Origin of the sequence: Psychrobacillus faecigallinarum (genome assembly GCF_014836595.1) — a bacterium.
Taxonomy (GTDB): domain Bacteria; phylum Bacillota; class Bacilli; order Bacillales_A; family Planococcaceae; genus Psychrobacillus; species Psychrobacillus faecigallinarum.
Genome location: NZ_JACSQO010000004.1, coordinates 113,006 through 139,932 on the forward strand (window position 1 = coordinate 113,006; position 26,927 = coordinate 139,932).

Consider the following 26,927-nt stretch of genomic DNA (forward strand, 5'->3'; position numbering starts at 1 on the left):
TCGTTGGAATTATTTCAGATTTCGAATTATTTTGTTTTCCCATCTTTCGTAATGTTCAAACATTTGCTAAACTAGTAAAGTCTTAATTTGTAATTTGGGGGAAATAAAGTGAAAGTATTCTTGGAGTTGGGTTGGTATTTTAAACAAAGGAAAAAGCAATACTTATTCGGTATTTTAATGCTTCTTTTTGTAGCATTTTTACAGCTTTTTCCACCAAAAATTATTGGTTTAGTAGTTGATGAGATTCATGAGGGTACGCTGACAAGCGAATTCTTAATAAAATGGCTTGCAATTTTGGCTGCTGCCGCTTTGGGCATGTATGTTTTGCGGTATTATTGGAGAATTATGATTTTCGGTTCTTCCATTTATCTCGCAAGATTATTGAGAGAAAAGTTATTTCATCATTTCACCAAAATGGCTCCTTCCTTTTATCAGAAAAAGAGAGTTGGAGATTTAATGGCTCACGCAACTAATGATTTGTCTGCTGTGCAGCAAACTGCGGGTTCAGGGGTTTTGACATTGGTTGATTCCTTAGCAACTGGAGGTTTTGTAATTGCCGCAATGGCTTTTACGATTAACTGGAAACTTACAATCATTGCTTTGCTTCCTTTACCGTTGATGGCAATCTCTACTAGTTATTATGGGAAGCTGCTACACCAACGTTTCCGTTTCGCGCAGGAGGCTTTCTCAAATTTAAATGATAAAGCTCAAGAAAGCATTTCAGGTGTAAAGGTTATTAAAACTTTTGGACAAGAGAAAGAAGATACAGACGACTTTGTTCACCTTTCTAAAGAAGTTGTAGACAAAAATATGCATGTTGCGAAAGTGGATTCTCTGTTTGACCCTACGATTTCTTTAGTAGTTGGAATGTGTTTTTTCTTATCGATTGTGTTCGGAACACGTTTTATATTGGCAGAAGAGATGAGCGTAGGAGACCTCTTTGCATTCACTTCGTATTTAGGCTTATTGGTGTGGCCGATGCTTGCTTTCGGATGGTTGTTTAACATTGTTGAACGTGGGAGAGCTTCCTATGACCGAATTCGAAATATCCTAGAGGAAGAAATCGAAATTGATGACCATGTTGGGGCTTTAGAGATTAAGCCTGCTGGCGATATTCACTTTGATATCGAACAGTTCAAGTTTACTGGAGATGATCGTGTTGCCCTTCGTGACATTCATTTTACCCTTAAACAAGGTGAAACGCTTGGGATTGTTGGAAAGACAGGTTCAGGAAAAACAGCAATTTTAAAATTGCTTATGAGAGAGTTTGAGGGCTATCAGGGAAGAATCATGTATGGTAATCATTCCATTGATGCATATAAGAAAAGAAACCTGCGAGAAGCAATCGGTTATGTGCCACAGGATCACTTCTTATTTTCTACTACTGTTGCGGGCAATATTGCATTTGCAAATGCTGGGGCAACAATGGAGGAAGTATATGAAGCCGCAAAGTTAGCAAATATCCATGAGGATATACTGCAGTTCACAGATGGCTATAACACGATTGTCGGTGAACGTGGCGTGTCATTATCGGGCGGACAAAAGCAACGCATATCCATAGCACGCGCTCTTATGATGAAGCCTGAATTGCTTATACTAGACGATTCTCTTTCTGCAGTAGATGCAAGGACAGAGGAAGCAATATTAGAAGCACTGAAGAAAAATCGAACAGATGAAACAACGATTATTACTTCCCATCGTTTGAGTGCTATTCAGCACGCTCATCAAATTATTGTAATGGATGAAGGTACTATTTTAGAAAAAGGAACTCATGAGGAGTTAATGAGGCTAAAAGGGATGTATTATGAAATGTATCAATTACAGCAACTAGAAACACTTGTGGAAAAAGGAGGTAGTGTCTGATGAATGAAAAGCAGCCAGTGCTTACAGGAAAAGACCAATGGCAAGTTCTCAAAAGACTGCTCACTTACCTAAAACCACATAAAAAAGCGATTACTCTTGCCTTGTTTCTATTAATATTAACAGTGACGGGAGATATTCTTGGACCATACTTGATTAAAACCTTTATGGACAATTATTTAACTCCTAGAATATTCCCAACGGGTCCACTTGTTGGACTAGCGCTAGGATATATTTTTATTCAAATAGGAAATATTATAGTTAGTTACTTTCAATTATTGAAGTTCCAGGAAATTGCCTTAAAGATAATACAGCAAATGCGTATAGACGTCTTTTCAAAGGTGCATCGACTAGGAATGCGCTATTTCGATAAAACGCCTGCCGGTAGCATCGTATCTAGGGTAACAAATGATACAGAGGCTATTAAGGATATGTTTGTGAGCGTACTAGTAGGCTTTATACAAAGTGGATTCCTAATCATCGGGGTCTATATTGCCATGTTCCTATTGAACGTGAAGCTTGCTTTAATAACAACTGTATTACTTCCGATTCTATTTGTGATTATTGTTACCTACCGTCGATATAGTTCGGTAGTATATCAGGATTTACGCGAAAGACTTAGTCAATTGAATGCCAAGCTTGCTGAATCCTTACAAGGGATGACGATGATTCAAGCGTTTAGGCAGGAGGATAGACTTCAAGATGAGTTCAATGATATAAACAACTCACATTGGAAGGCTGGAAGAAAAAACATTAAATTAGATAGCTTGTTACTACGCCCTGCAATTGATATGGTTTACGCACTTGCGATCATTATCTTGCTGAGCTATTTTGGAATCACTTCTATGAACAATATTGTGGAGGTTGGGGTTATCTATGCTTTTGTCACATATATTGATAGATTCTTTGAACCCATCAATCAAGTGATGCAGAGATTATCTATTTTTCAACAAGCAATCGTAGCAGCTTCCCGAGTATTTAAGCTATTAGATGAAAATGACCTAACTCCAGAACAGCAAAATAAAGAAACTGCAAAAATTGAGTCAGGGAAAATAGAGTTTAAAAATGTTACCTTTTCCTATGATGGAAAAACAGATGTGCTGAAAAATATCTCATTCACAGCTGAGCCAGGTCAAACAGTCGCACTAGTTGGACACACTGGAAGTGGAAAAAGTTCCATTATCAACTTGCTTATGCGCTTCTATGAGTTCGAACGTGGAGATATAAGAATTGATGATCATTCTATTAAAGAGTTTCCAATGGCCGAGATTAGAAATAAGTTGGGGCTAGTGCTACAGGATCCATTCCTCTTTTATGGAGACATTGAAAGCAACATTAGACTTCACGCACCCGATATGACAGACGAAGAAGTAAGAAATGCTGCGGAGTTCGTGCAGGCTAACAAATTTATTGAAAAATTACCAAAGGGTTATAAGCAAAAAGTTTCTGAGAGAGGATCTACATTCTCAAGTGGACAAAGGCAGCTAATTGCCTTCGCAAGAACAATTGCCACTAATCCGAAAATCCTCGTCTTGGATGAGGCAACTGCCAATATAGATACAGAAACTGAGGTAGCGATACAAAGCAGTCTTGAAAATATGCGAAAAGGAAGAACAACGATTGCGATTGCCCATCGATTAAGTACAATCCAGGATGCAGAACTAATACTTGTACTTCATCATGGAGAGATTGTAGAAAGAGGGACACATCAGCAATTATTAAATGAAAAAGGGTTATATCATAAGATGTACCTGCTACAAAATGGAGTTGTAGATGATATAGCATAAAAAATTCAAAAAGCTGTCACAAGCATTAATAGAGTAAAAGTATGGGAAATTTGATACGATAGGAACAGTAATTCGGAAAGGAAGACTGCCGTGAGTTCAGATGTTAATTTACTACTGGCGTTCGGTGCTGGGTTTTTAAGCTTTATTTCCCCATGTACTTTACCGTTGTATCCCGCATTTCTATCTTATATTACTGGAATGTCTTTAGAAGAACTTAAAACCGATAGAAAGCTAATGCAAAAAAGAGGAATGCTTCATACTTTGTTTTTCTTGCTTGGCTTCTCTGTCATATTCATTGCATTAGGTTTTGCCACTTCCTTTGTAGGAACATTTTTTATTCAATACGATGATTTGATACGTCAGGTCGGTGCTATATTTATCGTAGCGTTTGGATTAATGGTAGTCGGCGTTTTTAAACCTGAATTTTTAATGAAGGAGAAAAGATTACAGTTTAAAAACAAACCATCTGGTTACATAGGAACTGCATTAATCGGTATGGCTTTTGCAGCAGGCTGGCAACCTTGTACAGGGCCAATCTTAGCTTCTGTATTGCTATTAGCTAGTTCTAACCCTGGGTCAGGTGTTTGGTATATGCTCGCATATGTATTAGGCTTTGCTATTCCTTTCTTTGTCCTTTCGTTCTTTATAACACGCTTGAACTGGATTCGTAAAAATAGTAACCTGATTGTTAAAATCGGTGGCTATATTATGATCGCATTAGGAATTTTGTTGTTTTTCGACGGATTAACTTATATAATTCGTATTTTAAGCCCTATTTTTGGAGACTTTACCGGATTTTAAGTAAGGAGGCAATAATATGCCGACAGTTTTAGTAGTGGATGATGCGGTATTCATGCGAACAACGATTAAACGAATGCTACAAGATCATCAATTTGAGATAGTGGGTGAAGCCACTAATGGGCTTGAGGCGATCGAGCAATATAGGAATTTAAAACCGGATGTGGTGACAATGGATGTTACCATGCCGACAATGACAGGTATCGAAGCTGTAAAGCATATCGTTACTGAATTTCCTGATGCGAAGATTGTTATGGTCACTGCACTTGGCCAACAAAAACTAATTGTAGATGCTTTAGAATACGGAGCGAAGGATTTTATCACCAAACCTTTTGATCCTGATCAGCTTATTAATGTGTTACGTAATGTAACTGAAGTGTTTTAAAAAATTTAAATGAAGAATTTATATGATGTGGGGAATACCAATGTTTGATATAGTTCCGGCCAATGTTATGATAATTGTTTCTACGGTCATTGCGCTAGGTATGGGAGTACTGGTGACGACCTTGCGAGCAAAATCTGCAAAGCGACCAGCAAGTGTAAAAAAAATCTTATTACCGCCTCTATTTATGTCAACCGGAGCACTAATGTTTGTGTTTCCTTTCTTTCGAGTAACGTTAGCACAAATTGGCGAAGCACTACTAGTTGGAATGCTATTTTCCATTATTCTCATATGGACATCCAAGTTCGAATACAAAGATGGGGAAATCTATCTTAAGCAGTCGAAGGCATTTATCTTTATATTAATCGGTCTACTAATTATTCGATTAATAGGGAAGATAATACTTAGCTCCAGCATAGATGTGGGAGCACTAAGTGGAATGTTTTGGATTTTAGCATTTGGAATGATTGTTCCATGGAGAATAGCAATGTTCATAAAGTTTAAGAAAATACAAAAACAGTCAATATAAAAACGAGCATCCACTAAGGGGTGCTCGTTTTTTTTCTGTCTTCTGATAAAGCAAAGTACTTTTCAAAAGGAGATACATCTACAGCCAATTCCTTGAGTTTCTTCCGCAAAAATTTATGATCTCTTTTAGGGGTGGCGATAATATATCCACGAATTAACAATTCTTGTGTGATTGCAGTAGCATTTTCTTCTATGGCAATCTGACCAATCTTACCAGCAATTTTCTGTTTGGCTACAGGTCGGAATAAATCAGGAACCGGAGCAACCAGCTCATTTAACAGAGCTTTTTGCTCATCATTCCAAAGGTGAATTGTTTTATCTACATAATACTCTTCCCAGTCGAGATCCGATTTACCATCGTTTTTAGGCATAGATTTGAGAAATTTTCGGAACATGAAGAATCCTCCAATTCCCATTAAAACTACTAAGACAACAACCCAAAAAAGTATAAACCATAAAAACCATCCATCTAACAATCTATTCACCTCATTCTTCTAACTATTAGTATAAAGCGTTTGAAAAGAATTTTCATCATGAATGTATCCTTTCTGCTAAAAACTTTCTATATAGAGAGTGAGAGGAGGTGATTCAGATGGCAAACTTGGCACATAAACAATCAGTTTTAAGAATAACTTTTGAAGCAGGAATTGGAACAGATGGGAAAATGAAAACAAAGTCAAAAACGTATCGCAATGTAAAGGCAAATGCAAACGCAGACCAGCTAGAAGCAGCGGTAACAATTCTTTCGGGATTTTCTACTAGCCCATTTGTGGGGGCAGAGAAAATACAAACATCTAATCTTAACTAAAAAATAAGGAGGAATAATCATGGCTAAAACTTTACAAATGCAATTTGAATCGTCAAACGGAAAAGCAGTACTTTTGAGCGTTGATGACCCTCGTGAAAACCTGACTCGAAACGAAATTGAAGCTGGAATGCAAGCTATTATTACTAGTGATGCTTTTCATGCAGAAAGCTTTAGTTTAACCTCGATCAAAAGCGCGAAGGTAGTAAATCGAAACGTTAATGAAATAATCTAGCAAATATGCTAACTAGCCCGAGCTTAGATTGCAGACATATATCTTTGTCCATAGCTCACGTATAATTTGTTGTCATTTAAAGATTCGAAACAGTTGATAGGGAACAAGTTCGTCATTATTACTTTTCTAAACATTAGGCTCTCCTTAGGAGGGCCTTTTTGAAAGCAACAGAGAAAATATACATTTTTCCAAATGCTTGTGTAGATTTGTGGTCCCTAAATGTGACATAAAGGAGGTGACCTATATTTCATAGCTCTTTAGTAATTTCACAAGCTTTGTGACATTTCTGAGGTGTGTATTAAAACCTATCTTTGTTATGGTACGAATATGTATTTTCTAAAAGTTACTAGGAAGGAGGATATCCGATGGAGCAGTGGCTAATGGTTATTCAAGATATAGGCTTTCCCATCTTTGTCTCGTTCTATTTAATGCACAGAGTTGAGAGCAAGCTTGAAGAAATAAAAAACGCACTGTTGTCCTTAAGTAAAGTGTAGACACAAAACTGTTGAAATATCTGAGACAGAGTAGTTGAATGAATTATTTTCTTTCTATAAGATTAGGCTATGATGTTATAAAGGGGTCATATGATGAAGAAATTATTAGTTATGTTAACAATAAGTATATTGGTCCTCGCAGGATGTGGCAGCAGTGATTTTAAAGCCCAAACTAACTGGGAGATAGAAGATTTTGCTTTTGATAATCAGCGTGGCGAAGAGGTATCATTAGATGATTTAAAAGGAACCGTTTGGTTAGCTACTTTTATTTTTACTAATTGTACTACGGTCTGTCCTCCAATGACCTTTAACCTTACAGAAATACAAGGAATGTTAGAGGAAAAAGGTATTGAGGATTATAAAATTGTGGCTTTCAGCGTAGATCCGGATGTAGATTCACCTGAAGTATTAAAAGAATATCTGGAATTGTATGAGGTGCCAGATGAAAGTAAATGGGAGCTTTTAACTGGATATTCTCAAGAGTATATCTCACAGTTTGCTGAAAAATCATTTAAAGCACTTGTTCGCAACAATCCAAACGATGACCAAGTGATTCACGGATCTTCCTTTTATTTAGTCGATCAAAATGGAGTAGCTGTAAAAAACTACGGCGGGGTTAAAGAAGTGCCAAAAGAAGAAATAGTAATCGATATCGAAACTTTAATTAAAGAAGGCCAATAATAAGCTGTTTCTCGAAAAAAGTCTGTAAATAATAAATTATCCCGTAAATATTAGTTCCTAAACTAATATTTACGGGGTATTTTTTTGACTACTTTTACTGCCGGAAATTCGTTTTACCTGGAAGAGAAACTTATGTATATCAATTGTTTGCTTGTTTTTTTAGTAAATCTCTAATTTCTTCCAACAATACTTCCTTTGAGTCCACAGGAGGAGCATCTTGTGTAGCTGCAACTACGTCTTCTTTACGTTTAAATCTAGATAGTAATCTTATAAATATGAAAATAGAAAATGCAATCACTAAAAAATTGAAGACTGATTGAAGAAAATTTCCAATTAGGAGTTCTCCTAATTTAATACTAGTAAAATCTATATCTCCTAACAGTATTCCTACTAAAGGAGTGATGATATTTTCTACTAATGATGTAACGATGTTTCCAAAAGCAGCTCCGATTACTACGGCAACTGCAAGGTCTAATACATTACCCTTGAATGCAAATTCTTTAAAGTCCTTCCACATAAAATTTTCACCTCCCGTTATTGAATATCCAAAATAGTATATATTTTAAATAGAAAGTTCGCAATTTTTTATGCAGTTATTGTCAATTTGTGCTATTGTTTTCTTAGAGAAATGGCTAGGTAGGGTGGGGGCACCCATGAACTTAAAGAAAACATATAGAGCTCTATCCTTTAGAATGTATTAATATATACGTGAAGTTAAGAAATTAGGTGTATTAAAGCATATTCCTTACCATATAGAACTTTCAATTCTTGTTAATAGGGTGCTTAACAACGAGCTTTTTTAAAATTTTCATCCACAAATTTCAACTAGTACTAGTGAGATTATTAGAGTAGAATCATTGCTAGGGTAGAGATATGAAGGTAATTTTGTTTCTCTAGGAGAATTTATTTCACTAGCTGATAAAGTGGATTAATAATCTAGAATGGTGACTTTGTATTAAGAGAAACATGTGAGAATTTCTTGTTATAGAGAAATCTTTAGGTAAAAAATTACTTTTTAGCATAAATGTTTCAGCTAGACAATTTTATCAACAGGATTATATTTAGCGTACAAAGCTAATACTGCATGAGACCAATATCTCCCCAAACAAGATTGTATTGGAAATCACAGACTCAATTATTATGGAATATACTTTGTCATCAGATTCCTTCAGGAATTAAAGGAATTCGGATTTCAAATTGCCATGGATGATTTTGGCACAGGCTACTCTTATTTTAAACATCTTGAACAGCTTCCGGGGAATATTATTAATATTGACCAAAGCTTCACACAAGAGATACATAAATCTAAAACAAGGGCAATCGTTCAATCCATCCTTTCTTTAGCTCATAACTTGGAGGTGAAAATCTTAGCCGAGGGAGTAGAAGACCCTTATCAGGTTTGTTGCTTAAAGAATTTAGATTGCCATTACCTCCAAAGCTATTTCTTCAATAAGGCGTTAACTTTAAACCATTTATTGAAGGAGTATTCTGAAGCAAGTAATGAAAAGGTGGCTTTTAAGAATGACATCTAAGAAACAAAAATCATATAAATGGAAGCTGTGGAGTATTATCCTCTTGTTGCCAGTAACGATCACAGTATATGTTCTGTTAATAGTGAGCTGGCAGGAGCTTCGTAAAATACCTGCTGTCCAGGAATGGGCGACATCTATTCAAAAGTCAACGACAAAGATAGATGTTCCAGGGGAATACATACCAATTTATAAAGATGCTGCGGATGAATATGGGATTCCTTGGACTCTTCTCGCTGCACACCATCGAATCGAAACCAAGTTTTCTACTATGGATCCTTTGTTATCACCAGTGGGGGCAGAGGGCCATATGCAATTTATGCCATGTACCTTTGTTGGGTGGTCGCATCCTAGCTGTGGTGGACTTGGTTTAGGAGAAATACCTGAAGAGGATAAAATAAACCCTGCAGTAATAGCCCAATATGGAGGATATGGTATAGATGCAAATGGAGATGGTTATGCGGATCCTTTTGACTTAGAGGACGCTATCTACAGTGCTGCTAATTACTTGGCAGCAAGCGGTGCAGCAGATGGTGAAATTGAAAAAGCCATTTTTAACTATAACCGTAGCAATAAATATGTGGAGGACGTGCTCCACTTTTATCATCTTTATGAAAAACAGCTTGCCACACTCCAAACTGCTACCGTTCAGGATGGACTATAAGAACTTCTAACGGTGAATAGCATTTAGCTTTCACTTCAACAAATACAATGAAAAAGGGACTGACTATGATATAGTCGTCCCTTTTTGGTGTACGTATAATTTTTTTGATTACTTACGCATACTCTTTAAAATCAAACTTAAAATTGCTACTAAAATAATTGCTCCGATTAATGCAGGAATAATTGCCATATCCCAAATAACTGGACCCAAGTCAGGGAAAATCATTCCACCGATCCATGCCCCGATAATACCTGCTACAATATTACCTATAATTCCTCCAGGTATATCTTTACCAAGAATTAATCCTGCTAGCCAACCGATGATCCCACCGATGATTAAGTATAAAATTAGTCCCATTGTCTTCATCTCCTCAAATAATTGTTATCTTGTACACTCTTTATATAACCAACTTCAACAGAAACTAAACATACCTAATTAATTTAAAAAAATTCGCACTTAAGGAATATTTAAATAATTACCGCCCATGGTCTCCAACCTCGATAAAACTTGAAGCTCCATCTTCATACGCTACTGTAGACAATCTAGAATTATGAGCTTCTAAGATTGTTTGCCTACTGCATATAAACTTGCATAAACTGACTAAATAAATCTTAAAATTACCAAATGTTCTTACCCTCATATCAAGAATATTTTGTAGTACTACTAATTTACCTAGAATGAATTGCTTCTCTTTTCCATTCAAATCAAATGGAGCAAGACTTCTATATTATTTTAGATCGGTTGCTCAGGTTTTAGCCCTTTAAGATACAGTTGTATGCAATAAAGGCCACTACAATCAAAAACCCATAAGTATGAAAAACAATACCTCTAATATAAGTATGGATGAGTTTGATAAAATTCTCACTTAGATTAACCATTTTAAAAGAGCTTATTCAAATAAAAAACATGAATAATGTGGGTAGAAATCAAATATATACTATTAAATCGATAAGGTTTATTGATTTCTGTTCCAAGCGTTTTCTTTTATTAATCAGGTTAAGGGCAAAATATTATACCTTTTTCCATTATTACTTTTGTAATGTCTCCAGTCTCAGTCAATCGCTAATATCGTTGCGTATTTTTATCTAGCAACAAATTGATAAATGTTCGTTTTTATTGTTAAAGCTCTGAGATAAACTCAAATGGAAAATTACAATCTAAAAAGGAGCGATTAAGAAATGGATAAAAAACAAACAAAAAAGCTAAATAAACAAGCAATTTGGTTTGCTATATTTCATACAATCCTCATCTTGGATATTATTATCGAATTTAGTTCCTTTCATTAAATAAATAATTTATAATTTTAAATTTTAATAAACCTAAAGTAGAGAAATCTTGTTTCTCTGCTTTTTTATTTGCTTAATACGATAAGATAAAGGACTAAGAGTTGTCTAGTTTTAAATCGAGCGGAGTAAACCATGCTTCGTGACAAATTTTAATTATTAAATTTGAGTTATTTATAGTGATTTTATCAACCTTGGATAATTATCAAATTTCCTGGAAAGAACATCCATGTCTTTTCATATAAATTGGAATTGTGAAAATCGTATCTAAGTATAAACTAAATAAGAATATGTTGTGAAATTTAGATTGTATTACTAGGGAAATGGGTATAAGTTAAAAGATATGTAAACAAAGCTTAGTGGAGGTATAAAATGTTTTTAGAAAAAAATAATGAAATTCGAGCGGATCTATTCCGTCTGGTAGATTCCTTAACAGAGGAAGAATTTAATAAAAAACCTGATAATAATGCTTGGTCGCCAAAGGAAATTATGGAACACTTAGTTAAGATGGAGAATACCATTGTAAAAGGAATAAAGGCTGAACTTGCCAATCCTCAAAGCCCACAAGTGAAAAAGAAGCCTATTGGGGTTTCGACTTTCCGATTGATCAAAGTAAAGGCACCTAAACATACAGTGCCAAAGCCTGATTATGAGACAAAAGAGGTGATGAAAAATAAATTGCATGAGGCAAGAATGGAATTATTAAAAGTATATGCTGATAATGAATATCAGGTATTTCAAAAAAAATCATTAAAGCATCCTTTATTTGGACAAGTACCACTTGTGCAGTGGTTTCCATTCGTAGGATTACATGAAAAACGTCATTTGAAGCAATTAGAGAAAACAATCAAAAAGATAAAAGGTCATTAGAATTAATTATTACTTATAATAATTTTAATGTAATTTACTTATCAATAGAGATAAGTTATGATTAGTTATGGAGAAAAGTTACTTGAATAGAGTCTTTTCAATAGATATTAGGAGGATTACTAATGGCAAAAGATAGCTTATACAATAGCCGTACTTCTTTCACGCTAAATGGAAAAGAATATACTTATTATCGTTTAGCAGCTCTAGAAGAAGCAGGAATTGCAAACGTTTCACGTCTACCATACTCAATTAAAGTATTGCTAGAGTCTGTGCTACGTCAACATGATGGATATGTTATTAAAGATGAACATGTAGAACAATTAGCAAAATGGGGTAAAGATGCAGACCCAGAAGCAGAAGTTCCATTTAAACCTTCTCGAGTTGTACTACAAGATTTCACAGGAGTACCAGTAGTAGTTGATTTAGCAGCATTACGTTCTGCGATGAACGAAATGGGCGGTAATCCGGACAAAATTAACCCTGCTATTCCAGTTGACCTTGTAATCGATCACTCAGTACAAGTAGATAAATATGGTACTGCTTCAGCTTTACAAGCTAATATGGATCTTGAGTTCGAACGTAATGCAGAGCGTTACAACTTCTTAAAATGGGCTCAAACAGCATACGATAACTTCCGTGCTGTACCTCCAGCAACTGGTATCGTTCACCAAGTTAACTTAGAGTACCTAGCGCCAATCGTACACGTAAACGAAACAACTGACGGTACATTAGAAACATTCCCAGACTCAGTAGTAGGTACTGACTCACATACAACAATGATCAATGGTCTTGGTGTACTTGGATGGGGTGTAGGTGGTATTGAGGCTGAGGCAGGAATGCTTGGTCAACCTTCATACTTCCCAATTCCTGAAGTTATCGGAGTGAAATTAATAGGAGATCTTCCAAACGGAACGACTGCTACTGACTTAGCGCTTAAAGTTACTCAAGTACTTCGTCAACGTGGTGTTGTTGGTAAATTTGTTGAATTCTTCGGCCCTGGAGTATCTAAATTACCACTTGCTGACCGTGCAACTATTGCTAACATGGCTCCTGAGTATGGTGCTACTTGTGGTTACTTCGCTATCGATGAGGAATCACTTGAATACTTGCGTCTAACTGGCCGTGAAGAAGAACATATTGCAGTTGTTGAAGCTTACTTAAAAGCAAACGACATGTTCTTTGATCCAACTTTAGAGCCTGTATACACAGATGTTATTGAAATTGACCTTGGTGCAATCCAAGCAAATCTTTCAGGACCAAAACGTCCACAAGATTTAATTCCCCTTACTGATATGAAATCTCGTTACCGTGAAGCAGTAGTTGCTCCTCAAGGTACACAAGGCTTCGGATTATCAGAAAAAGAGTTTGCTAAATCTGCAACTGTAAAATTTGAAGACAGAGATGTTGTTATGCCAACTGGTGCTGTTGCAATTGCTGCAATCACTTCTTGTACAAACACATCTAACCCATACGTTATGCTAGCAGCTGGTTTAGTTGCGAAAAAAGCTGTAGAAAAAGGATTGAAAGTACCTGCATATGTAAAAACATCATTAGCACCAGGTTCTAAGGTAGTTACTGGTTATTTACAAGATTCAGGACTAGACAAATTCCTTGATGAAATTGGATTCAACACAGTTGGTTATGGTTGTACTACATGTATCGGTAACTCTGGTCCATTGTTGCCTGAAATCGAGAAAGCGATTATTGACGAAGATTTATTCGTAACTTCTGTGCTTTCTGGTAACCGTAACTTTGAAGGTCGTGTGCATCCATTAGTAAAAGCTAACTACTTGGCTTCACCACCATTAGTTGTGGCTTATGCTCTTGCTGGAACTGTAGATATTGACCTACAAAAAGATTCATTTGGTAAAGACCAAGATGGCAACGAAGTATTCTTTGCTGATATTTGGCCATCTACTGAAGAAGTTAACCAAGTACTTTCTAAAGTGGTTACTCGTGAACTATTCCAAAAGGAATATGCACGTGTATTCGATGAAAACGAAGCTTGGAATGCAATTGAAACTTCTACAGAATCACTATATTCATTTGATGACAAATCAACTTATATTCAAAACCCACCATTCTTCCAAGGATTATCTAAGGAACCTGGTCAAATTGAATCACTTGATGGTCTTCGCATAGTAGCCAAATTTGGTGACTCTATTACTACTGACCACATTTCACCGGCTGGTGCAATTGGTAAAGATACACCTGCAGGTAAATACTTACGTGAAAATGGTGTAGAAGTACGTGACTTCAACTCATATGGTTCTCGTCGTGGTAACCATGAAGTAATGATGCGCGGTACATTTGCAAATATTCGTATTCGTAACCAAGTAGCTCCTGGCACAGAAGGTGGATATACTACTTACTGGCCAACAGGCGAAATCATGTCCATCTATGATGCTGCTATGAAGTATCAAGAAGAAGGTACTGGTTTAGTAGTAATTGGCGGAAAAGATTATGGTATGGGATCATCTCGTGACTGGGCAGCTAAAGGAACGAATCTTTTAGGCATTAAAGCAGTAATTACGGAAAGCTTTGAGCGTATTCACCGTTCAAATCTTGTGATGATGGGTGTTTTACCTCTTAATTTCTTACCAGGTGAAAATGCTGAAACATTAGGCTTAACTGGTAAAGAAGAAATTAGTGTGAATATTGCTGAAGGAGTTAAACCTCGTGATATCCTGAAAGTAACAGCTAAAGCAGAAGATGGTTCTGTAAAAGAATTCAATGTGCTTGCTCGTTTCGACTCAGAGGTTGAGGTAGATTACTACCGTCATGGCGGTATCCTTCAAATGGTGTTACGTAACAAAATGCTAGAAGCATAATAGATAGAAACGGGGCCCTAAATCTTATATGATTTAGGGCTCTTTTTTTGTGTAAATTAACGAAATATTCGTTACAAGAACATACATTCGTGTTAATATATAGATAACGAGTTGTAGGAGGAAATTACATGAGACTAAAAAACTTTCATCTGGCAGATCGAATGCATTACTATAAGGTGCCAGGAGTAAGTATTACATTAATTGATCAGGGACAAATCAGTGCATGCATAAACCAAGGGGTTTTAGAGGTGGGAAGCAGAAGAGCTATCAACGAGAAGTCTCTTTTTAACGCTTGTTCTATTAGTAAGTTTCTAACTGGAATGTTGGTTATAAAACTCGTCCAACAAGGGGATTTAGATTTAGATGAAAATGTTAACGAGAAACTTATATCTTGGAATATCCCAGAGAATGATTTTACTAACTTAAAAAGAGTAACTTTAAGAAACTTACTTAGCCATCAATCTGGAATTGTAGATCCTATCAATAGTTTTCCAGAGCATGTTGCAAGTAATGGCACTCCAACAATGGTGGAATTACTAGAAGGAAAAACGCCCTATAATAATTGCCCAATTGAAGTCACATATGAACCTGAAAGTGAATTTCATTATTCAGATGCTAGCTACTGTATAATTCAGCAAGTAATTGAAGACTCAATGAAAAAATCATTCATCCAAGTTATGACTGAGCATATATTTACACCATTAGAAATGGAGAATAGTAACTATGCTATGACAGCAGCAAGTATGAGTGAAGAAAACATTTCGTGTGGTCATAACAAAAACGGAGAAGTAGTGAATGAAAAGTATCCTTTATATCCATATCCAGCTGCTTCTGGATTATGGACAACCTCTGAAAATATAGCCAAATTAGTCCAAGAATTAATGAATGCTTTGAAAGGTGAAAGTAAAACAGGTATCTCTGCTATAGCAGCAAAGGAGTTAATTAGTTCACAAGGAAGAAAAAAATGGGCAGGACTTGGTGTATTTCTTGAGGAATCTGAGAACCAACTGGAAATCTCATCACTTGGATGGGGAGTAGGCTTTCAATGTATGATGGTAGCATACCCATATTTGGAGAAAGGTGCTGTCATAATGACAAATGCAGAACTAGGGGTACATCAACTGGAAGGAATCATCGGAGAAATATATAACTCTTTTCTGAGCCAATTGAAGGGGTAAAAAATGCATATCTTACTAGCTAAACCAGCTTCTATATCTAATGTAATAGCTTTCTTCAAAGAAAACTTAAATCCCGATAGTAGCGAGATATATTCAGAAGAGTTTTTATGCCCTCTTGGAACTCAAGCTGCTATTAGAAGGAACCAAATGATACTAGCTATAGAAAATGGGCATGTTGTGGGAGCAATTCGTTTTTATCGAAGAAAAACAGCCAATACCATTTCACTTTATCAATTTGCTGTAAGTTCAAAGTATCGTGGTAAAGGCGTTTTAAAAAAGATGCTTCTCTTTATAAATGACGCGCCAATCGTAGCTCTATGTCCAATTGAATCAAAATTTAACCAATATTATTACAAGATGGATTGGAAACTACAAGAACAAGTTGATGGGTTTAATACGTGGATTTTTAAATGAGTGCTTGATTACGGTTTGTGTTTACTAATTAATAATACTTTCACTTAAAATGTAAGCATTTTTTTACTTGAAAAAGCAAATGAATAAATATAATCATAGCGATTTAATATTCATCAGATTTGTATAAGGATTAGCTGATAAAGGGCTATTTTCTATAGTTTTATCATGGGGCATTTCCTATTCATTTAGTCTCATTTTTGATAGACATTAATTTGCTTCGGTTCGTTGGAAGAAACGAAGCAAATTTCACATAAAGAAAAAGATTACTCTATCCAATCAGGCTTGGTGAGGGAAAAGATGAAAGCATCATGTGAGCTGTTATCTTGATATAGATACCCTCTCAACAAACCTTCCTTTTCAAATCCTAGATTTAAAAGTAACGTAAAAGAGGCCTCGTTTTGAGGGAATGTTACTGCTCCTATACGGTATAGATTTAAAACATTAAAGCAATAGTCTATAACAGCCCTCACAGCTTCACTCACTATTCCTTTTCTCCAATGGCCAGGTAATAGTTCGTAGCCAATTTCTGTTCTTTTACTAGCTAAAGATAAGTTATTTAATCCAACAGTTCCAATTAACTCTCCAGTTTCTTTCAATTCTATTCCCCAACGCATAGATTTTTTTTGCTCAAAACCTGTAGCAAATGATTTAACTAACGCATCAGCTTGTTCTTCTTTTGTAAACGGGGACATCCCATAAAACTTAATGACTTCTTCATTGGAAAAAATGGAGAAAATACTAGCCACATGTTCATCTTTAATTTCTATTAACTTTAATCTCTCTGTAGACAATGTTGGAAAGCTCATCTCAAAACCCCTTTTCTATAATTCTTATATTCTAACACAACTGTAATTATCTTTCTATTCAATTAAATTGTATGTTAGGATATGGTTATATAAATGGCATTTTCTTTGGGGGGTATTCGATGGAACAACCAACTATCTTACTGTCTAAGCTTAATCCACCGGTTCCTTCTTCAAATTATATGAGAAGGTCTTCTCTAATTAAAAAATTGAAAAGTAAAGCGGACAAAAAAGTTTGTCTCTTACATAGTGGTGCAGGCTTTGGAAAAAGCTCTGCCCTTGCTCAATATTTTCAAGATTCTAAGGAAACGTTTTCATGGTACTCCATATCGGAGGAGGATGATAATATTCTTCCTTTTCTACGCCATTTAGTACATAGCATTCGTAAAGTTGTTCCAGCGTTTGGAAGCAGTCTCCTAGAGGATAGCCTTCTATTCATGTATCCAAAGGAGGCTGAGCTAACTAGGTGGTACTCTCTTTTCAGTAATGAGCTTTCAGTAATGGGCACCCCTTTTACAATTGTTTTAGATGATTATCATTTGGTTGATCATGTATTTCACATTAATTATGTAATTGAAAAAATAATAGAGTTTCTTCCTCCTTCTATCAATATGGTTATAGCTTCACGGATTCGACCAAAATGGACAGTTCTACTCAAGCTTAAGTTAAATGGTCAATTAGTGGAGATAAAGGAAAAAGATTTTATGTTTACCGAGGAAGAAATTCAAGTGTTCTTTGAAGATTACTTTGATAAAACAATTACAAGTGTAGAAGCGGAAAACGTTTTAAAGCTAACAGAGGGATGGGCTATCGCAATACAATTGATTGCCATACAAGTAGCGGAATCAAACAAAGTGATAGCAGATCTTTCTGATTTTGCATTGAATGAATTATTTTCCTATCTTTCGGAAGAAGTATTTTCTAATATGACCCTCAAAAATCAACATTCCTTATTGAATTTTAGTATTTTTCCAGTTTTTTCAGCAATAGAAATAAAGGAATTCTTTGGTGAAGAAGGACTTGTTCAGTTACAGTTGCTAACTTCAAGTCACTCTTTCATCCAAAAGTTAAGTGACTCTAACACTTATAGATTTCACTCATTGTTTCAACAATTTTTAGAAGATAAGTGGCTCCAAACAAATTCTTTACTGTATTATGAAACACATAAAAAAGTATCTTGGTTTTTTAAAGAGCAAAATAATATCGTACAAGCTATTTATCATGCAGAAAAATCTAAAGATGAGCTATTTTTAGCTGAAATGATTATTCAGAATGCGAACTCAATGATTATGGCTGGTCAATTCGATTGGCTGTTAGACTTGATGAAGGATCATTTGTCTCCTACTACTAGGGAAATGTTTTACGAACTCTATTATTTTGAAGGTGAATGTCATCGATATCGGGCTTTTTATGAAAAAGCCAGGAAATCATATGAAGTGTGTTTAGATATTGCTCAGACAAAGCGAAATGTTCTATTTATAAGCAGAGCTAATGCAGGGATGGCACATATTTATTTAGATACCATTCAACCTGCATTAGCAAAATCATTTTTAGAGGAAGCCATTAGATGGGCAAATGAAAGTGAGGAAATATCGATTCAGGAACAGAACTCTCTAAAAAGGCTTCATGCTGAGAATCTAGTTAATTTAGGAAAAGCCAAAGAGGCTAGTGAATGGGTATCGATGGAGAATTTAGATCCATTTATTTTAAGGAATGGTAATTTGGATGCGCGAATCTATTTAAGAACCGGGCTGCTCAATGACGCAGTTCAGGTTTTAGAATCGAGGCTAGGAGATGAAATAGCTATTCCCGATTCTCATCGAGAAACTGACATCTTGCTTTCGTTTATTTACTCACTGACAGGAGAAATCGAAAAAGCTAAAATAGCTGCTAATAAAGGCATCGAAACAGGCATCAAAGAAAAGTCAGGTTTCGTGGAGGCAGTGGGGTGGATTAGAAAGGGTCATTCTGAAATTTTGTACAATCCATTTGATCAAAAGACACCTGAATCTCTATACTTAAAAGCCGTACAACGAATGGAAGACTTAGATGTTTCAAGAGCTAAAGCCGAGCCTTACTTGGGACTTTCTATTTTAAAGTCTAGGCAGGGGAAGCTTCAGGAAGCTATTGATTACGGTGAAATGGGATTGCGTGAAACAATCAAAAGTAATGATTATTGGCTATCTGCTTATATTATGCTTGGCCTGTCCATTGTTTATTATGAAAATGGTGATTTAGACAAAGCTGAAGCAACATGTCAGGAAGCAAACGCATTATTTTATAAAAATGGAGATATATACGGAGAAATGATCAGTAACTACTGGCTTTCTAGTATTTATGCAGAGCTTCAAATGAGTGAACCTTTTTTAGGTTCCTTGCTGAAATTTGCAAGAATGTGTGTGGAAAATAATTTTCTTTTCTTTCTGCTGAAAAAAACCGTATTTGGTCCAGTGGATCTACAGGTCAATTATCCCCTTCTTAAAAAGGGAAGCTTACTTCTAAAAGGAAACAAAGATCCCTTCTTGCAAAAATTGATAGAAAAATTAGATGTGCGAGATGATATACCTTACCCAGGATATTCTCTGAGACTGCAGCTTCTAGGCTCCTTTACTCTATTTATGGGCATTCATGAAGTAGAAGAAAGGAAATGGCAAAGAGAAAAGTCGAAGGAGCTTCTTACTTTTTTATATTTGCATAAAAATCGATTTGTACCTAAGGAAGAATTAATAAGAAACCTATGGAAAGAGGATGAAAAAACAAATGATCGCGATTTTAAGGTTGTCTTAAATGCGCTGCTTAAAGTTATAGAACCAAAAAGGCAAGCGCGAGGAGAATCTTTTTTTATAGTCCGTAAACAATCAATGTACCGTATTAATCCAGAAGCAGTTGTTCATAGTGACTTAGAGACATTTAATGATTACGTTACGCTAGGAATGCAAGAAAAAGTTGCATCGTTATCGTTAGAACATCTATTAAAGGCAGTGAGACTCTATAATGGTAGCCTTCTAGAAGATAATCCTGCCAATGAATGGATCTCTCATGACCGTGAGAAAACAGAGCAACAGTATATGTTAGTTTTAGAAAGATTGGCTCAAACGAGTACGCGTATAAAGGATTTCGAGAACACGATATACTGGTCTGAGAAACTCATACGGATAGATCCAACGTGGGAAGAGGCCTATCGTTTGCTTATGTTTGCTTATTATCAAATGCAAAATAGAACACAGGCAGTTAAATGGTATGAACGATGTGTAGCAACTTTACATGATGAGCTTCGTGTAGAACCTATGCAAACGACTATTCAAATGTATGAGATGATTGTGAATTTTGGCTAAGGATTATTTAAGTTTTAAAAATATGGCATCAAATATAATATTTCGCTGAGAAAATTCATTACAGCAGAATTATAACACCACGGCTACTAGTAAGCGATTCTAAATTTGATGCTGATCGGCTCTGTAAGCTCGTCAAATATTTTGTAAATGGTTGACATTTTATATATAGAACTAGAGGCTTATCCAGATAGAAGCGTATCCAATTTAATGGATATGCTTTTTAATTGTATGAATAATATTTTGATTCTTTACCTAATCAATTTCATAATTCCTATTCTTAAAGAGAAACACGAATAATTATGAGGGAATACCAAAAACATATGCTTATATAAGAATTAAGTATAATTGATTACCGCTTCAGGTGGATGCTTTCATATGATGGCTTATCTGTCTCACACATCCAACAGGAGTCCGCCTTTCGCTACAATCAATACCTAAGAAAGTTCGTGTTTAATCAGTAAAACGCTATTTATGAAATGGACTCATATGTAAAATATTATAAAACTCCTAGTATTTGCAGGTAGCGAGGGGGGAATCTTATTCGCTTATAAAATGTCTCTTTCCATAAACAAGCATAAAAAAAGTAACTAAGTCACTTAAGCCCCTGATGCCTTCTTCATAAACATGATACTACAAAAAAAGCTTGTAACTTATTTGTAACTCCTCTTATGTACATTTAAAGCGAAGCATGAGAGCGCTTACAAAATTATTTAGGAGGTATGGAATATTGAAAAAATGGAGTTTGTTTTTAACGCTATTATTGATTTTTATTTTTACTGCCGCTTGTAGTGAGGATTCTGTTAAGTCTAGTGAGGAGTCAGGTGAAACCACTCCTGCTTCGGGTGAGGTGACGGAAGGCGGGACTATTAAAATTGGGGTTCTTGCTTCTTTAACAGGAGCGCTTGAGTCCTATGGAAAGCAAACTAGAAATGGTTTTGAGCTTGGCTTAGAGTATGCTACAGACGGGACGATGGAGGTAGCAGGAAAAAAAATCGAGGTTGTATTTGAGGATACAGAAACTAAGCCTGAGGTTGCGGTTCAAAAAGCAACGAAGCTTTTGGAAGAAGATGAGGTTGATTTCTTAGTAGGTTCCTCTAGCTCCGGTGATACATTAGCAGTTCTCCCCCTTGCAGAGGAATATGAAAAGATTATGATCGTTGAACCAGCAGTTGCAGACAGTATTACTGGATCAGAGTTTAATCCATATATATTCCGTACTGCTCGTAATTCTTCACAGGATGCGGTTGCAGGAGCAGCTGCTATTGCAAAAAAGGGAGTAAAGATAGCGACATTTGCGCCTGATTACTCCTTCGGTTGGGATGGGGTTTCTGCCTTTAAAGCCGCAGCTGAAAAGTTAGGAGCAGAGATTGTATTAGAAGAATACGCTGACCCTGCCGCTACGGATTTTACATCGAACCTACAAAAGGTGATTCAAGCAAAACCAGATTATCTGTTTGTTGTTTGGGCTGGCGCTAACTCCCCATGGAACCAAATTGCTGATCTAAAATTGCAAGACAAAGGTATTAAAATCTCTACTGGCGCACCAGATATCCCGGCACTTTCTATTATGGAACCGCTAGTAGGTATGGAAGGATTCTCGGTTTATTATCACACGTTACCAGACAATAAGATTAATGATTGGTTAGTAGATGAACATAAAAAGCGTTTCAATGGAGAAGTACCAGATTTATTCACACCTGGAGGTATGTCAGCTGCGATTGCCATAGTAGAAGCTTTAAAAAAATCTGAAGGTGATACGGATGCGAATGAATTGATTAAATTGATGGAAGGAATGTCATTTGAAACACCTAAAGGAAAAATGACTTTCCGTCCGGATGATCATCAAGCCTTGCAATCCTTATATTCTATTAAGTTAGAAAAGCAGGAAGGCATTGCTAACCCAGTACCAGTGCTGATTCGTGAATTGTCACCTGAGGAAACGGAACCACCAATTTTAAATAAGAAGTAACTATATTGAAGCAAGTGACAGCCTAACATTCATTAGGCCTGTCACTAACCTTGCTATAGACTCTTTCTAAAGCAAGGTTAGTGATAGAAGAGAGGAGTCAAATCGTATGGAGCCTATATTAAGAACTGAAAATCTGACAATCAAATTTGGCGGCCAAACAGCTGTAGATCATGTAAATTTTGTTATGCCAAACAAACACTTTAAATCCATTATCGGCCCAAATGGTGCAGGAAAAACAACCTTTTTTAATTTAATCAGTGGTGAGTTGAAGCCAACAGAAGGAGAGGTTTTCTTTAAAGGTCAATCTATGGCTAAGTATTCCTCCATAGAGAGGACTCGAATTGGACTTGGTAGATCCTTTCAAATAACGAATGTTTTTCCTAATCTGACTGTCATGGAAAACGTACGTCTTGCTGTGCAATCAAAGCAGAAAGTCCGCTATCAGATGCTTCGTCATTTTAGTAGCTATCAAGAATTTCGGACTGAAGCGGAACAATTACTCGAGATAGTTTTACTGTCTAAGAAAGCCAATTCACTTGCCAATGAGCTTTCTCATGGAGAAAAGAGAAAACTAGAAATTGCCATGCTTCTTGCTTTAGATACGGAAGTACTATTGTTGGATGAACCGACAGCTGGAATGTCCTTAGAAGAGGTTCCGGCTATATTGGATGTGATAAAGCAGATTAAGCAAAAGGGTGACAAGACGATTTTGTTGATTGAACATAAGATGGATATGATTTTGGATCTCTCTGACTCTATCATGGTTTTGTTCAATGGAAGGCTGCTTGCTGATGGTAGCCCTGAAGAAATCATGAACAATGAAACTGTTCAAAACGCATATCTGGGAGGGTTATACGATGAGCACCTTGCTTAAATTAGATAACGTACACACGTTTATAGGACAATATCACATTTTACAGGGAGTTTCCTTCGAAGCAAAGGCTGGAGAGGTGAGTGTGCTGCTTGGTCGAAACGGTGCAGGGAAAACGACCACTTTGAAAACAATAATGGGCCTCACACCTGCTTCTAAAGGGATCATTAAATACGCGGGTTCGTCTATTATCTCCCAGCATACACACCAGATTGCATCAGGCGGTATCGGCTATGTGCCGGAGGATCAAGGTATTTTCGGAGCTTTAACAGTCGAGGAAAATCTAAAGGTAGCCATGCGTAAGGAAGATGATGCTGCAAAAGAAAGACAAGAATATGTCCTAGAGCTATTCCCAGATCTTAAGAAGTTTTGGAAAAAGAATGGTGGACACTTATCTGGAGGACAAAAACAAATGCTTTCGATGGCTAGGGCTTTTGTAAATGAAAGTAAGCTTTTACTAATAGACGAACCTTCCAAGGGCCTAGCACCAGTCGTTATTGAAAAGGTTATGGAAGCAATTATTGAAATGAAGAAGCAAACAACCATTATCCTGGTAGAACAAAATTTTATGATGGCCAGCAAAATCGGAGATACATATACACTAATCGATGATGGTGAAACTGTTCAGTCGGGGAAAATGAGCGAGCTTATCCAAAATGAAGAATTGAAAAGAAAATATCTCGGTATCGGGTGAAGGAGGAAGCTACATGGAGTTAATCATCAATTTATTGATAAACGGATTGGCGACAGGCATGTTGATTTTTTTATTGGCAGCTGGATTAACCTTGATATTTGGACTAATGGATGTTTTAAACTTTGCACATGGAGGCCTATTTGCCTGGGGAGCTTTTTCTGGTGTTTGGTTTTACAGTTTGACGGATAGCTTCACCTTAGCGATTATAGGAGCCATTTTAACAGGTGTAATATTAGGTTTTATAACGGAAAAGCTAATTATTACACCTGTTTATGGGAACCATGTACAACAAATATTAATAACTTTAGGATTTATGATTGTCCTTTCTGAAATGCTGAAGGTCGTTTTTGGACCAAATCAGATGGCAGCAAAAGTTCCACCTTTGTTAGCTGGAAGCTGGGAATTTGGAGATGTCATTATTATTAAATACCGTTTGTTTATCATTAGCATTGGTTTTATCGTATTCGGTATTTTCCAATTTATTTTAAAGCGTACGAAAATCGGTCTGACAGTACGTGCTGGTGTGATGAATAAGGAAATGGTGCAGGCGTTAGGTATTAATATTAAAAAGGTATTTTTGTATGTATTTATGACAGGTGCAGCGCTCGCGGCTTTAGGAGGTGCTTTAATGGCACCCTACTCTGGAGTTGTATACGCTGAAATGGGAATGGAGTATGCGATATTAGCCTTCATCGTGGTGGTCATTGGAGGAATGGGTAGCTTTCCCGGTTCATTGCTGGCAGCTATTTTAGTAGGTTTAGCAGGAAGCTTCATGGCGTATTATGTTCCAGCTCTATCACTTGCGGTCAATATGCTGCTTATGGCAGTCGTATTAATCTTCCGTCCGCAAGGTTTGTTTACTGCGAAAGGATGATACAAGGATGAAGTTAAAATCTACATTTCAAATTAAACATGGAGTGCTGTTAGTAATTGTCGCGGCATTTACCATATTTCCATTTGTCTCAGACTCTCGGACATGGACTATACTTTTGACTCAAATATTCATCTTTTCTATATTAGCGATGAGCTATGATATTTTGCTCGGCTATACTGGCATTGTATCTTTCGGTCACGCTATGTTCTTCGGGATGGGAGCATATGCCACGGCGATTATGTTAAATCATTTTGAGTCTACAGTTGGAACGTTCTTACTTTCAATAGCTGTAGGGATGGTTATTGCAGGTGTTATTAGCTTTTTAGTTGGGTTGTTGACGCTCCGTCTAAAAAGTCACTTCTTTGCTATGCTTACCATGGCAGTATCCGGCCTGTTTCTCGTCCTAGCAGAAAAGTGGAGAACCTTAACCTATGGAAATGACGGGTTTACATTTAGAGCCCCCGAGGTTTTTAGAGATCGCATGATCTTTTATTTATTTGTGCTTGGAAGCCTCCTGCTAGTTTACCTATTTCTAAGAAGATTTGTAGATTCTCCGCTTGGCAAGGTTTTGATTGCAGTGAGGGAAAATGAGCAAAGAACCAAGTCACTTGGATTCAATACGCTTCATTATAAAGTAATTGCTTCAGTAGTTGCCGGAGTAGTTGCTAGTCTTGCTGGCTCGTTATATGCAATATCCTTACGCTTTGTTAATACAAGCGTGCTCACAATGGATATTACGCTCGATGCCTTACTAATGACAATTATTGGTGGAGTAGGCACATTAATTGGTCCAATTATAGGCGCAGGGGTTATAGAGCTAGCTCAGCATTATCTTTCCGGACTTGCAAAAGAGCATCCGATTTTTGAAAGATGGATCATATTCTTCGGGGTTGTTTATATTCTCGCTGTTATATTCTTTCCTAGAGGCATTGTTGGTACTATTCAACAAGCTTTTTGGAAAAGGAAAAACAAGAAACATAAAGTTGAAGTTGCTCCTAAAAGAAGGGAGTTAGCTAAATGAGCATAGGAATTGTCAGCACTGGTATATATATTCCTGAAGCAGTTATGACTGCTGAAGATATCGCTACACAATCCAATCTCCCTCTAGAAGTCGTCAAATACAAAATGGGTATATCAAAAAAGCCGATACCAGGGAGAGACGATCATACAGTTGCTATGGGAATATGGGCAGCAGAAAAAGCATTACAAAAAGGAAATGTGGATCCAAAATCTATCGATCTAATTATTTATATCGGGGAAGAACACAAGGAATACCCCCTGTGGACAGCTGCTATTAAGATACAAGAGGAGCTTGGTGCCTTTCACGCTTGGGCTTTTGATGTTGCACTACGCTGTGGAACAACAATTATGGCGATGAAGGTGGCAAAGAGCATGATGTTGGCTGACCCTTCTATCCAAACGGTTTTACTTGCTGGAGGATATCGAAACAGTGACTTTATTGATTATACAAACGAAAGTACTCGTTTCATGTTTAACCTGGGAGCAGGAGGAGCGGCGATGATTTTAAAAAGAAATTACGATAAAAATATTCTTTTAGAGTCAGATATAATCACGGACGGCTCTTTTTCAGAGGACGTATTGGTGCCAGTTGGGGGAACCAAGCAACCTCTAACCACAGAACTCTTGGAAAACGGTATGTATCGTTTAGATGTAATGGACCCACAGGGGATGAAGGCAAGATTAGAACAAAAATCTATGGACAATTTTTTAAAAGTTATTCGTAACGCATTATTTAAAAGTGGATACAGTGAGAAGGACATAGATTATCTTGCCATCCTCCATATGAAAAAATCAGCTCATGATTATGTATTAGGTGAGTTAGGCTTAACTAAAGAACAATCGATTTATTTAAGTGATTATGGACACATCGGACAAATGGATCAAATTATATCGTTGGAATTAGCGGAAAAATCAGAGAAAATAAAAAGTGGAGATATTGTTGTTCTAGTTAGTGCAGGCATTGGTTATGCATGGGGAGCAATAGCTGTTAAATGGGGAACTGAAGGGAGAAAAATATGAAC

At 36.5% G+C, this 26,927-nt stretch carries 26 protein-coding genes; 22 read left to right on the forward strand and 4 right to left on the reverse strand.

Going from position 1 to position 26,927, the window contains the following annotated elements:
* Nucleotides 1–108: 108 nt before the first annotated feature.
* From H9650_RS09865 to H9650_RS09885, 5 genes are all read left to right on the forward strand, one after another.
* Nucleotides 109–1,863 carry an ABC transporter ATP-binding protein gene (locus H9650_RS09865; protein WP_154310843.1) on the forward strand — a complete coding sequence of 585 codons (1,755 nt, stop codon included), beginning with the start codon at nucleotides 109–111 and terminating at the stop codon, nucleotides 1,861–1,863.
* Nucleotides 1,863–3,647, forward strand: coding sequence for an ABC transporter ATP-binding protein (locus H9650_RS09870; protein WP_151109895.1), 1,785 nt, complete (start codon nucleotides 1,863–1,865; stop codon nucleotides 3,645–3,647). The genes H9650_RS09865 and H9650_RS09870 overlap by 1 nt, the downstream gene beginning before the upstream one ends.
* Before the next feature lie 90 nt (nucleotides 3,648–3,737).
* Nucleotides 3,738–4,448 (forward strand): cytochrome c biogenesis CcdA family protein, encoded by a 711-nt coding sequence (locus tag H9650_RS09875; RefSeq protein WP_144536493.1) that lies wholly within the window; start codon nucleotides 3,738–3,740, stop codon nucleotides 4,446–4,448.
* 16 nt (nucleotides 4,449–4,464) lie between these two features.
* On the forward strand, nucleotides 4,465–4,830 hold the full coding sequence (locus tag H9650_RS09880; protein ID WP_151109893.1) for a response regulator: 366 nt from the start codon (nucleotides 4,465–4,467) through the stop codon (nucleotides 4,828–4,830).
* A gap of 40 nt (nucleotides 4,831–4,870) precedes the next feature.
* Nucleotides 4,871–5,356 (forward strand): CcdC family protein, encoded by a 486-nt coding sequence (locus tag H9650_RS09885; RefSeq protein WP_151109891.1) that lies wholly within the window; start codon nucleotides 4,871–4,873, stop codon nucleotides 5,354–5,356.
* Between the two features lie 13 nt (nucleotides 5,357–5,369).
* On the opposite strand, the gene H9650_RS09890 is transcribed toward H9650_RS09885, so the two are convergent.
* On the reverse strand, nucleotides 5,370–5,831 hold the full coding sequence (locus H9650_RS09890) for a DUF2621 family protein (protein ID WP_144536487.1): 462 nt from the start codon (nucleotides 5,829–5,831) through the stop codon (nucleotides 5,370–5,372).
* Between the two features lie 116 nt (nucleotides 5,832–5,947).
* On the opposite strand from H9650_RS09890, the gene H9650_RS09895 reads away from it, so the two are divergent.
* From H9650_RS09895 to H9650_RS09910, 4 genes are all read left to right on the forward strand, one after another.
* Nucleotides 5,948–6,163 carry a DUF1659 domain-containing protein gene (locus tag H9650_RS09895; RefSeq protein WP_151109889.1) on the forward strand — a complete coding sequence of 72 codons (216 nt, stop codon included), beginning with the start codon at nucleotides 5,948–5,950 and terminating at the stop codon, nucleotides 6,161–6,163.
* A gap of 19 nt (nucleotides 6,164–6,182) precedes the next feature.
* Nucleotides 6,183–6,395 (forward strand): DUF2922 domain-containing protein, encoded by a 213-nt coding sequence (locus H9650_RS09900; RefSeq protein ID WP_151109887.1) that lies wholly within the window; start codon nucleotides 6,183–6,185, stop codon nucleotides 6,393–6,395.
* Between the two features lie 365 nt (nucleotides 6,396–6,760).
* Nucleotides 6,761–6,889 carry a YvrJ family protein gene (locus H9650_RS09905; RefSeq protein WP_144536483.1) on the forward strand — a complete coding sequence of 43 codons (129 nt, stop codon included), beginning with the start codon at nucleotides 6,761–6,763 and terminating at the stop codon, nucleotides 6,887–6,889.
* A 90-nt stretch (nucleotides 6,890–6,979) separates the two neighbouring features.
* Nucleotides 6,980–7,570 (forward strand): SCO family protein, encoded by a 591-nt coding sequence (locus tag H9650_RS09910; protein WP_144536482.1) that lies wholly within the window; start codon nucleotides 6,980–6,982, stop codon nucleotides 7,568–7,570.
* Between the two features lie 139 nt (nucleotides 7,571–7,709).
* Here H9650_RS09910 and mscL read toward each other — a convergent pair whose 3' ends face one another.
* Nucleotides 7,710–8,087, reverse strand: a complete 378-nt coding sequence (mscL, locus tag H9650_RS09915) for a large conductance mechanosensitive channel protein MscL (protein ID WP_151109885.1) — start codon at nucleotides 8,085–8,087, stop codon at nucleotides 7,710–7,712.
* Nucleotides 8,088–8,727: 640 nt separating this feature from the next.
* Here mscL and H9650_RS09920 point away from each other — a divergent pair.
* The gene (locus tag H9650_RS09920) at nucleotides 8,728–9,102 is read left to right on the forward strand and encodes an EAL domain-containing protein (protein WP_318245409.1); all 375 of its coding nucleotides are present in this window, start codon (nucleotides 8,728–8,730) and stop codon (nucleotides 9,100–9,102) included.
* The gene (locus H9650_RS09925; RefSeq protein WP_151109881.1) at nucleotides 9,092–9,763 is read left to right on the forward strand and encodes a lytic transglycosylase domain-containing protein; all 672 of its coding nucleotides are present in this window, start codon (nucleotides 9,092–9,094) and stop codon (nucleotides 9,761–9,763) included. The genes H9650_RS09920 and H9650_RS09925 overlap by 11 nt, the downstream gene beginning before the upstream one ends.
* Before the next feature lie 108 nt (nucleotides 9,764–9,871).
* Here the strand turns inward: H9650_RS09925 and H9650_RS09930 are convergent, their stop codons facing one another.
* Complete coding sequence (locus H9650_RS09930) at nucleotides 9,872–10,120, reverse strand: GlsB/YeaQ/YmgE family stress response membrane protein (RefSeq protein WP_144536478.1); 249 nt, start codon at nucleotides 10,118–10,120, stop codon at nucleotides 9,872–9,874.
* A 1,298-nt stretch (nucleotides 10,121–11,418) separates the two neighbouring features.
* On the opposite strand from H9650_RS09930, the gene H9650_RS09935 reads away from it, so the two are divergent.
* The 4 genes from H9650_RS09935 (at nucleotide 11,419) to H9650_RS09950 (ending at nucleotide 16,339) form a co-directional block, all read left to right on the forward strand.
* Nucleotides 11,419–11,916, forward strand: a complete 498-nt coding sequence (locus H9650_RS09935) for a DinB family protein (protein WP_191697089.1) — start codon at nucleotides 11,419–11,421, stop codon at nucleotides 11,914–11,916.
* A 122-nt stretch (nucleotides 11,917–12,038) separates the two neighbouring features.
* On the forward strand, nucleotides 12,039–14,747 hold the full coding sequence (gene acnA, locus H9650_RS09940; protein WP_191697090.1) for an aconitate hydratase AcnA: 2,709 nt from the start codon (nucleotides 12,039–12,041) through the stop codon (nucleotides 14,745–14,747).
* 128 nt (nucleotides 14,748–14,875) lie between these two features.
* Nucleotides 14,876–15,925, forward strand: coding sequence for a serine hydrolase domain-containing protein (locus tag H9650_RS09945; protein WP_191697091.1), 1,050 nt, complete (start codon nucleotides 14,876–14,878; stop codon nucleotides 15,923–15,925).
* Between the two features lie 3 nt (nucleotides 15,926–15,928).
* Nucleotides 15,929–16,339, forward strand: coding sequence for a GNAT family N-acetyltransferase (locus H9650_RS09950; RefSeq protein ID WP_191697092.1), 411 nt, complete (start codon nucleotides 15,929–15,931; stop codon nucleotides 16,337–16,339).
* 263 nt (nucleotides 16,340–16,602) lie between these two features.
* Here the strand turns inward: H9650_RS09950 and H9650_RS09955 are convergent, their stop codons facing one another.
* On the reverse strand, nucleotides 16,603–17,145 hold the full coding sequence (locus H9650_RS09955) for a GNAT family N-acetyltransferase (RefSeq protein WP_191697093.1): 543 nt from the start codon (nucleotides 17,143–17,145) through the stop codon (nucleotides 16,603–16,605).
* 119 nt (nucleotides 17,146–17,264) lie between these two features.
* Here H9650_RS09955 and H9650_RS09960 point away from each other — a divergent pair, with 119 nt between their 5' ends.
* From H9650_RS09960 to H9650_RS09990, 7 genes are all read left to right on the forward strand, one after another.
* Nucleotides 17,265–20,477, forward strand: coding sequence for a BTAD domain-containing putative transcriptional regulator (locus H9650_RS09960; RefSeq protein ID WP_191697094.1), 3,213 nt, complete (start codon nucleotides 17,265–17,267; stop codon nucleotides 20,475–20,477).
* A 727-nt stretch (nucleotides 20,478–21,204) separates the two neighbouring features.
* Nucleotides 21,205–22,446: a substrate-binding domain-containing protein gene (locus H9650_RS09965; protein WP_404814880.1), complete on the forward strand. Its 1,242-nt coding sequence runs from the start codon at nucleotides 21,205–21,207 to the stop codon at nucleotides 22,444–22,446.
* Nucleotides 22,447–22,552: 106 nt separating this feature from the next.
* Complete coding sequence (locus H9650_RS09970) at nucleotides 22,553–23,320, forward strand: ABC transporter ATP-binding protein (protein ID WP_151109864.1); 768 nt, start codon at nucleotides 22,553–22,555, stop codon at nucleotides 23,318–23,320.
* Nucleotides 23,304–24,011, forward strand: coding sequence for an ABC transporter ATP-binding protein (locus H9650_RS09975; RefSeq protein ID WP_144536463.1), 708 nt, complete (start codon nucleotides 23,304–23,306; stop codon nucleotides 24,009–24,011). Before H9650_RS09970 ends, H9650_RS09975 begins: the two co-directional genes overlap by 17 nt.
* Nucleotides 24,012–24,024: 13 nt before the next feature.
* On the forward strand, nucleotides 24,025–24,885 hold the full coding sequence (locus H9650_RS09980; RefSeq protein ID WP_144536461.1) for a branched-chain amino acid ABC transporter permease: 861 nt from the start codon (nucleotides 24,025–24,027) through the stop codon (nucleotides 24,883–24,885).
* Between the two features lie 7 nt (nucleotides 24,886–24,892).
* The gene (locus tag H9650_RS09985; RefSeq protein WP_191697096.1) at nucleotides 24,893–25,906 is read left to right on the forward strand and encodes a branched-chain amino acid ABC transporter permease; all 1,014 of its coding nucleotides are present in this window, start codon (nucleotides 24,893–24,895) and stop codon (nucleotides 25,904–25,906) included.
* Entirely contained in the window at nucleotides 25,903–26,925 is a 1,023-nt protein-coding gene (locus H9650_RS09990) for a 3-oxoacyl-ACP synthase (RefSeq protein WP_191697097.1), read from the forward strand. The genes H9650_RS09985 and H9650_RS09990 overlap by 4 nt, the downstream gene beginning before the upstream one ends.
* Nucleotides 26,926–26,927 lie beyond the last annotated feature (2 nt).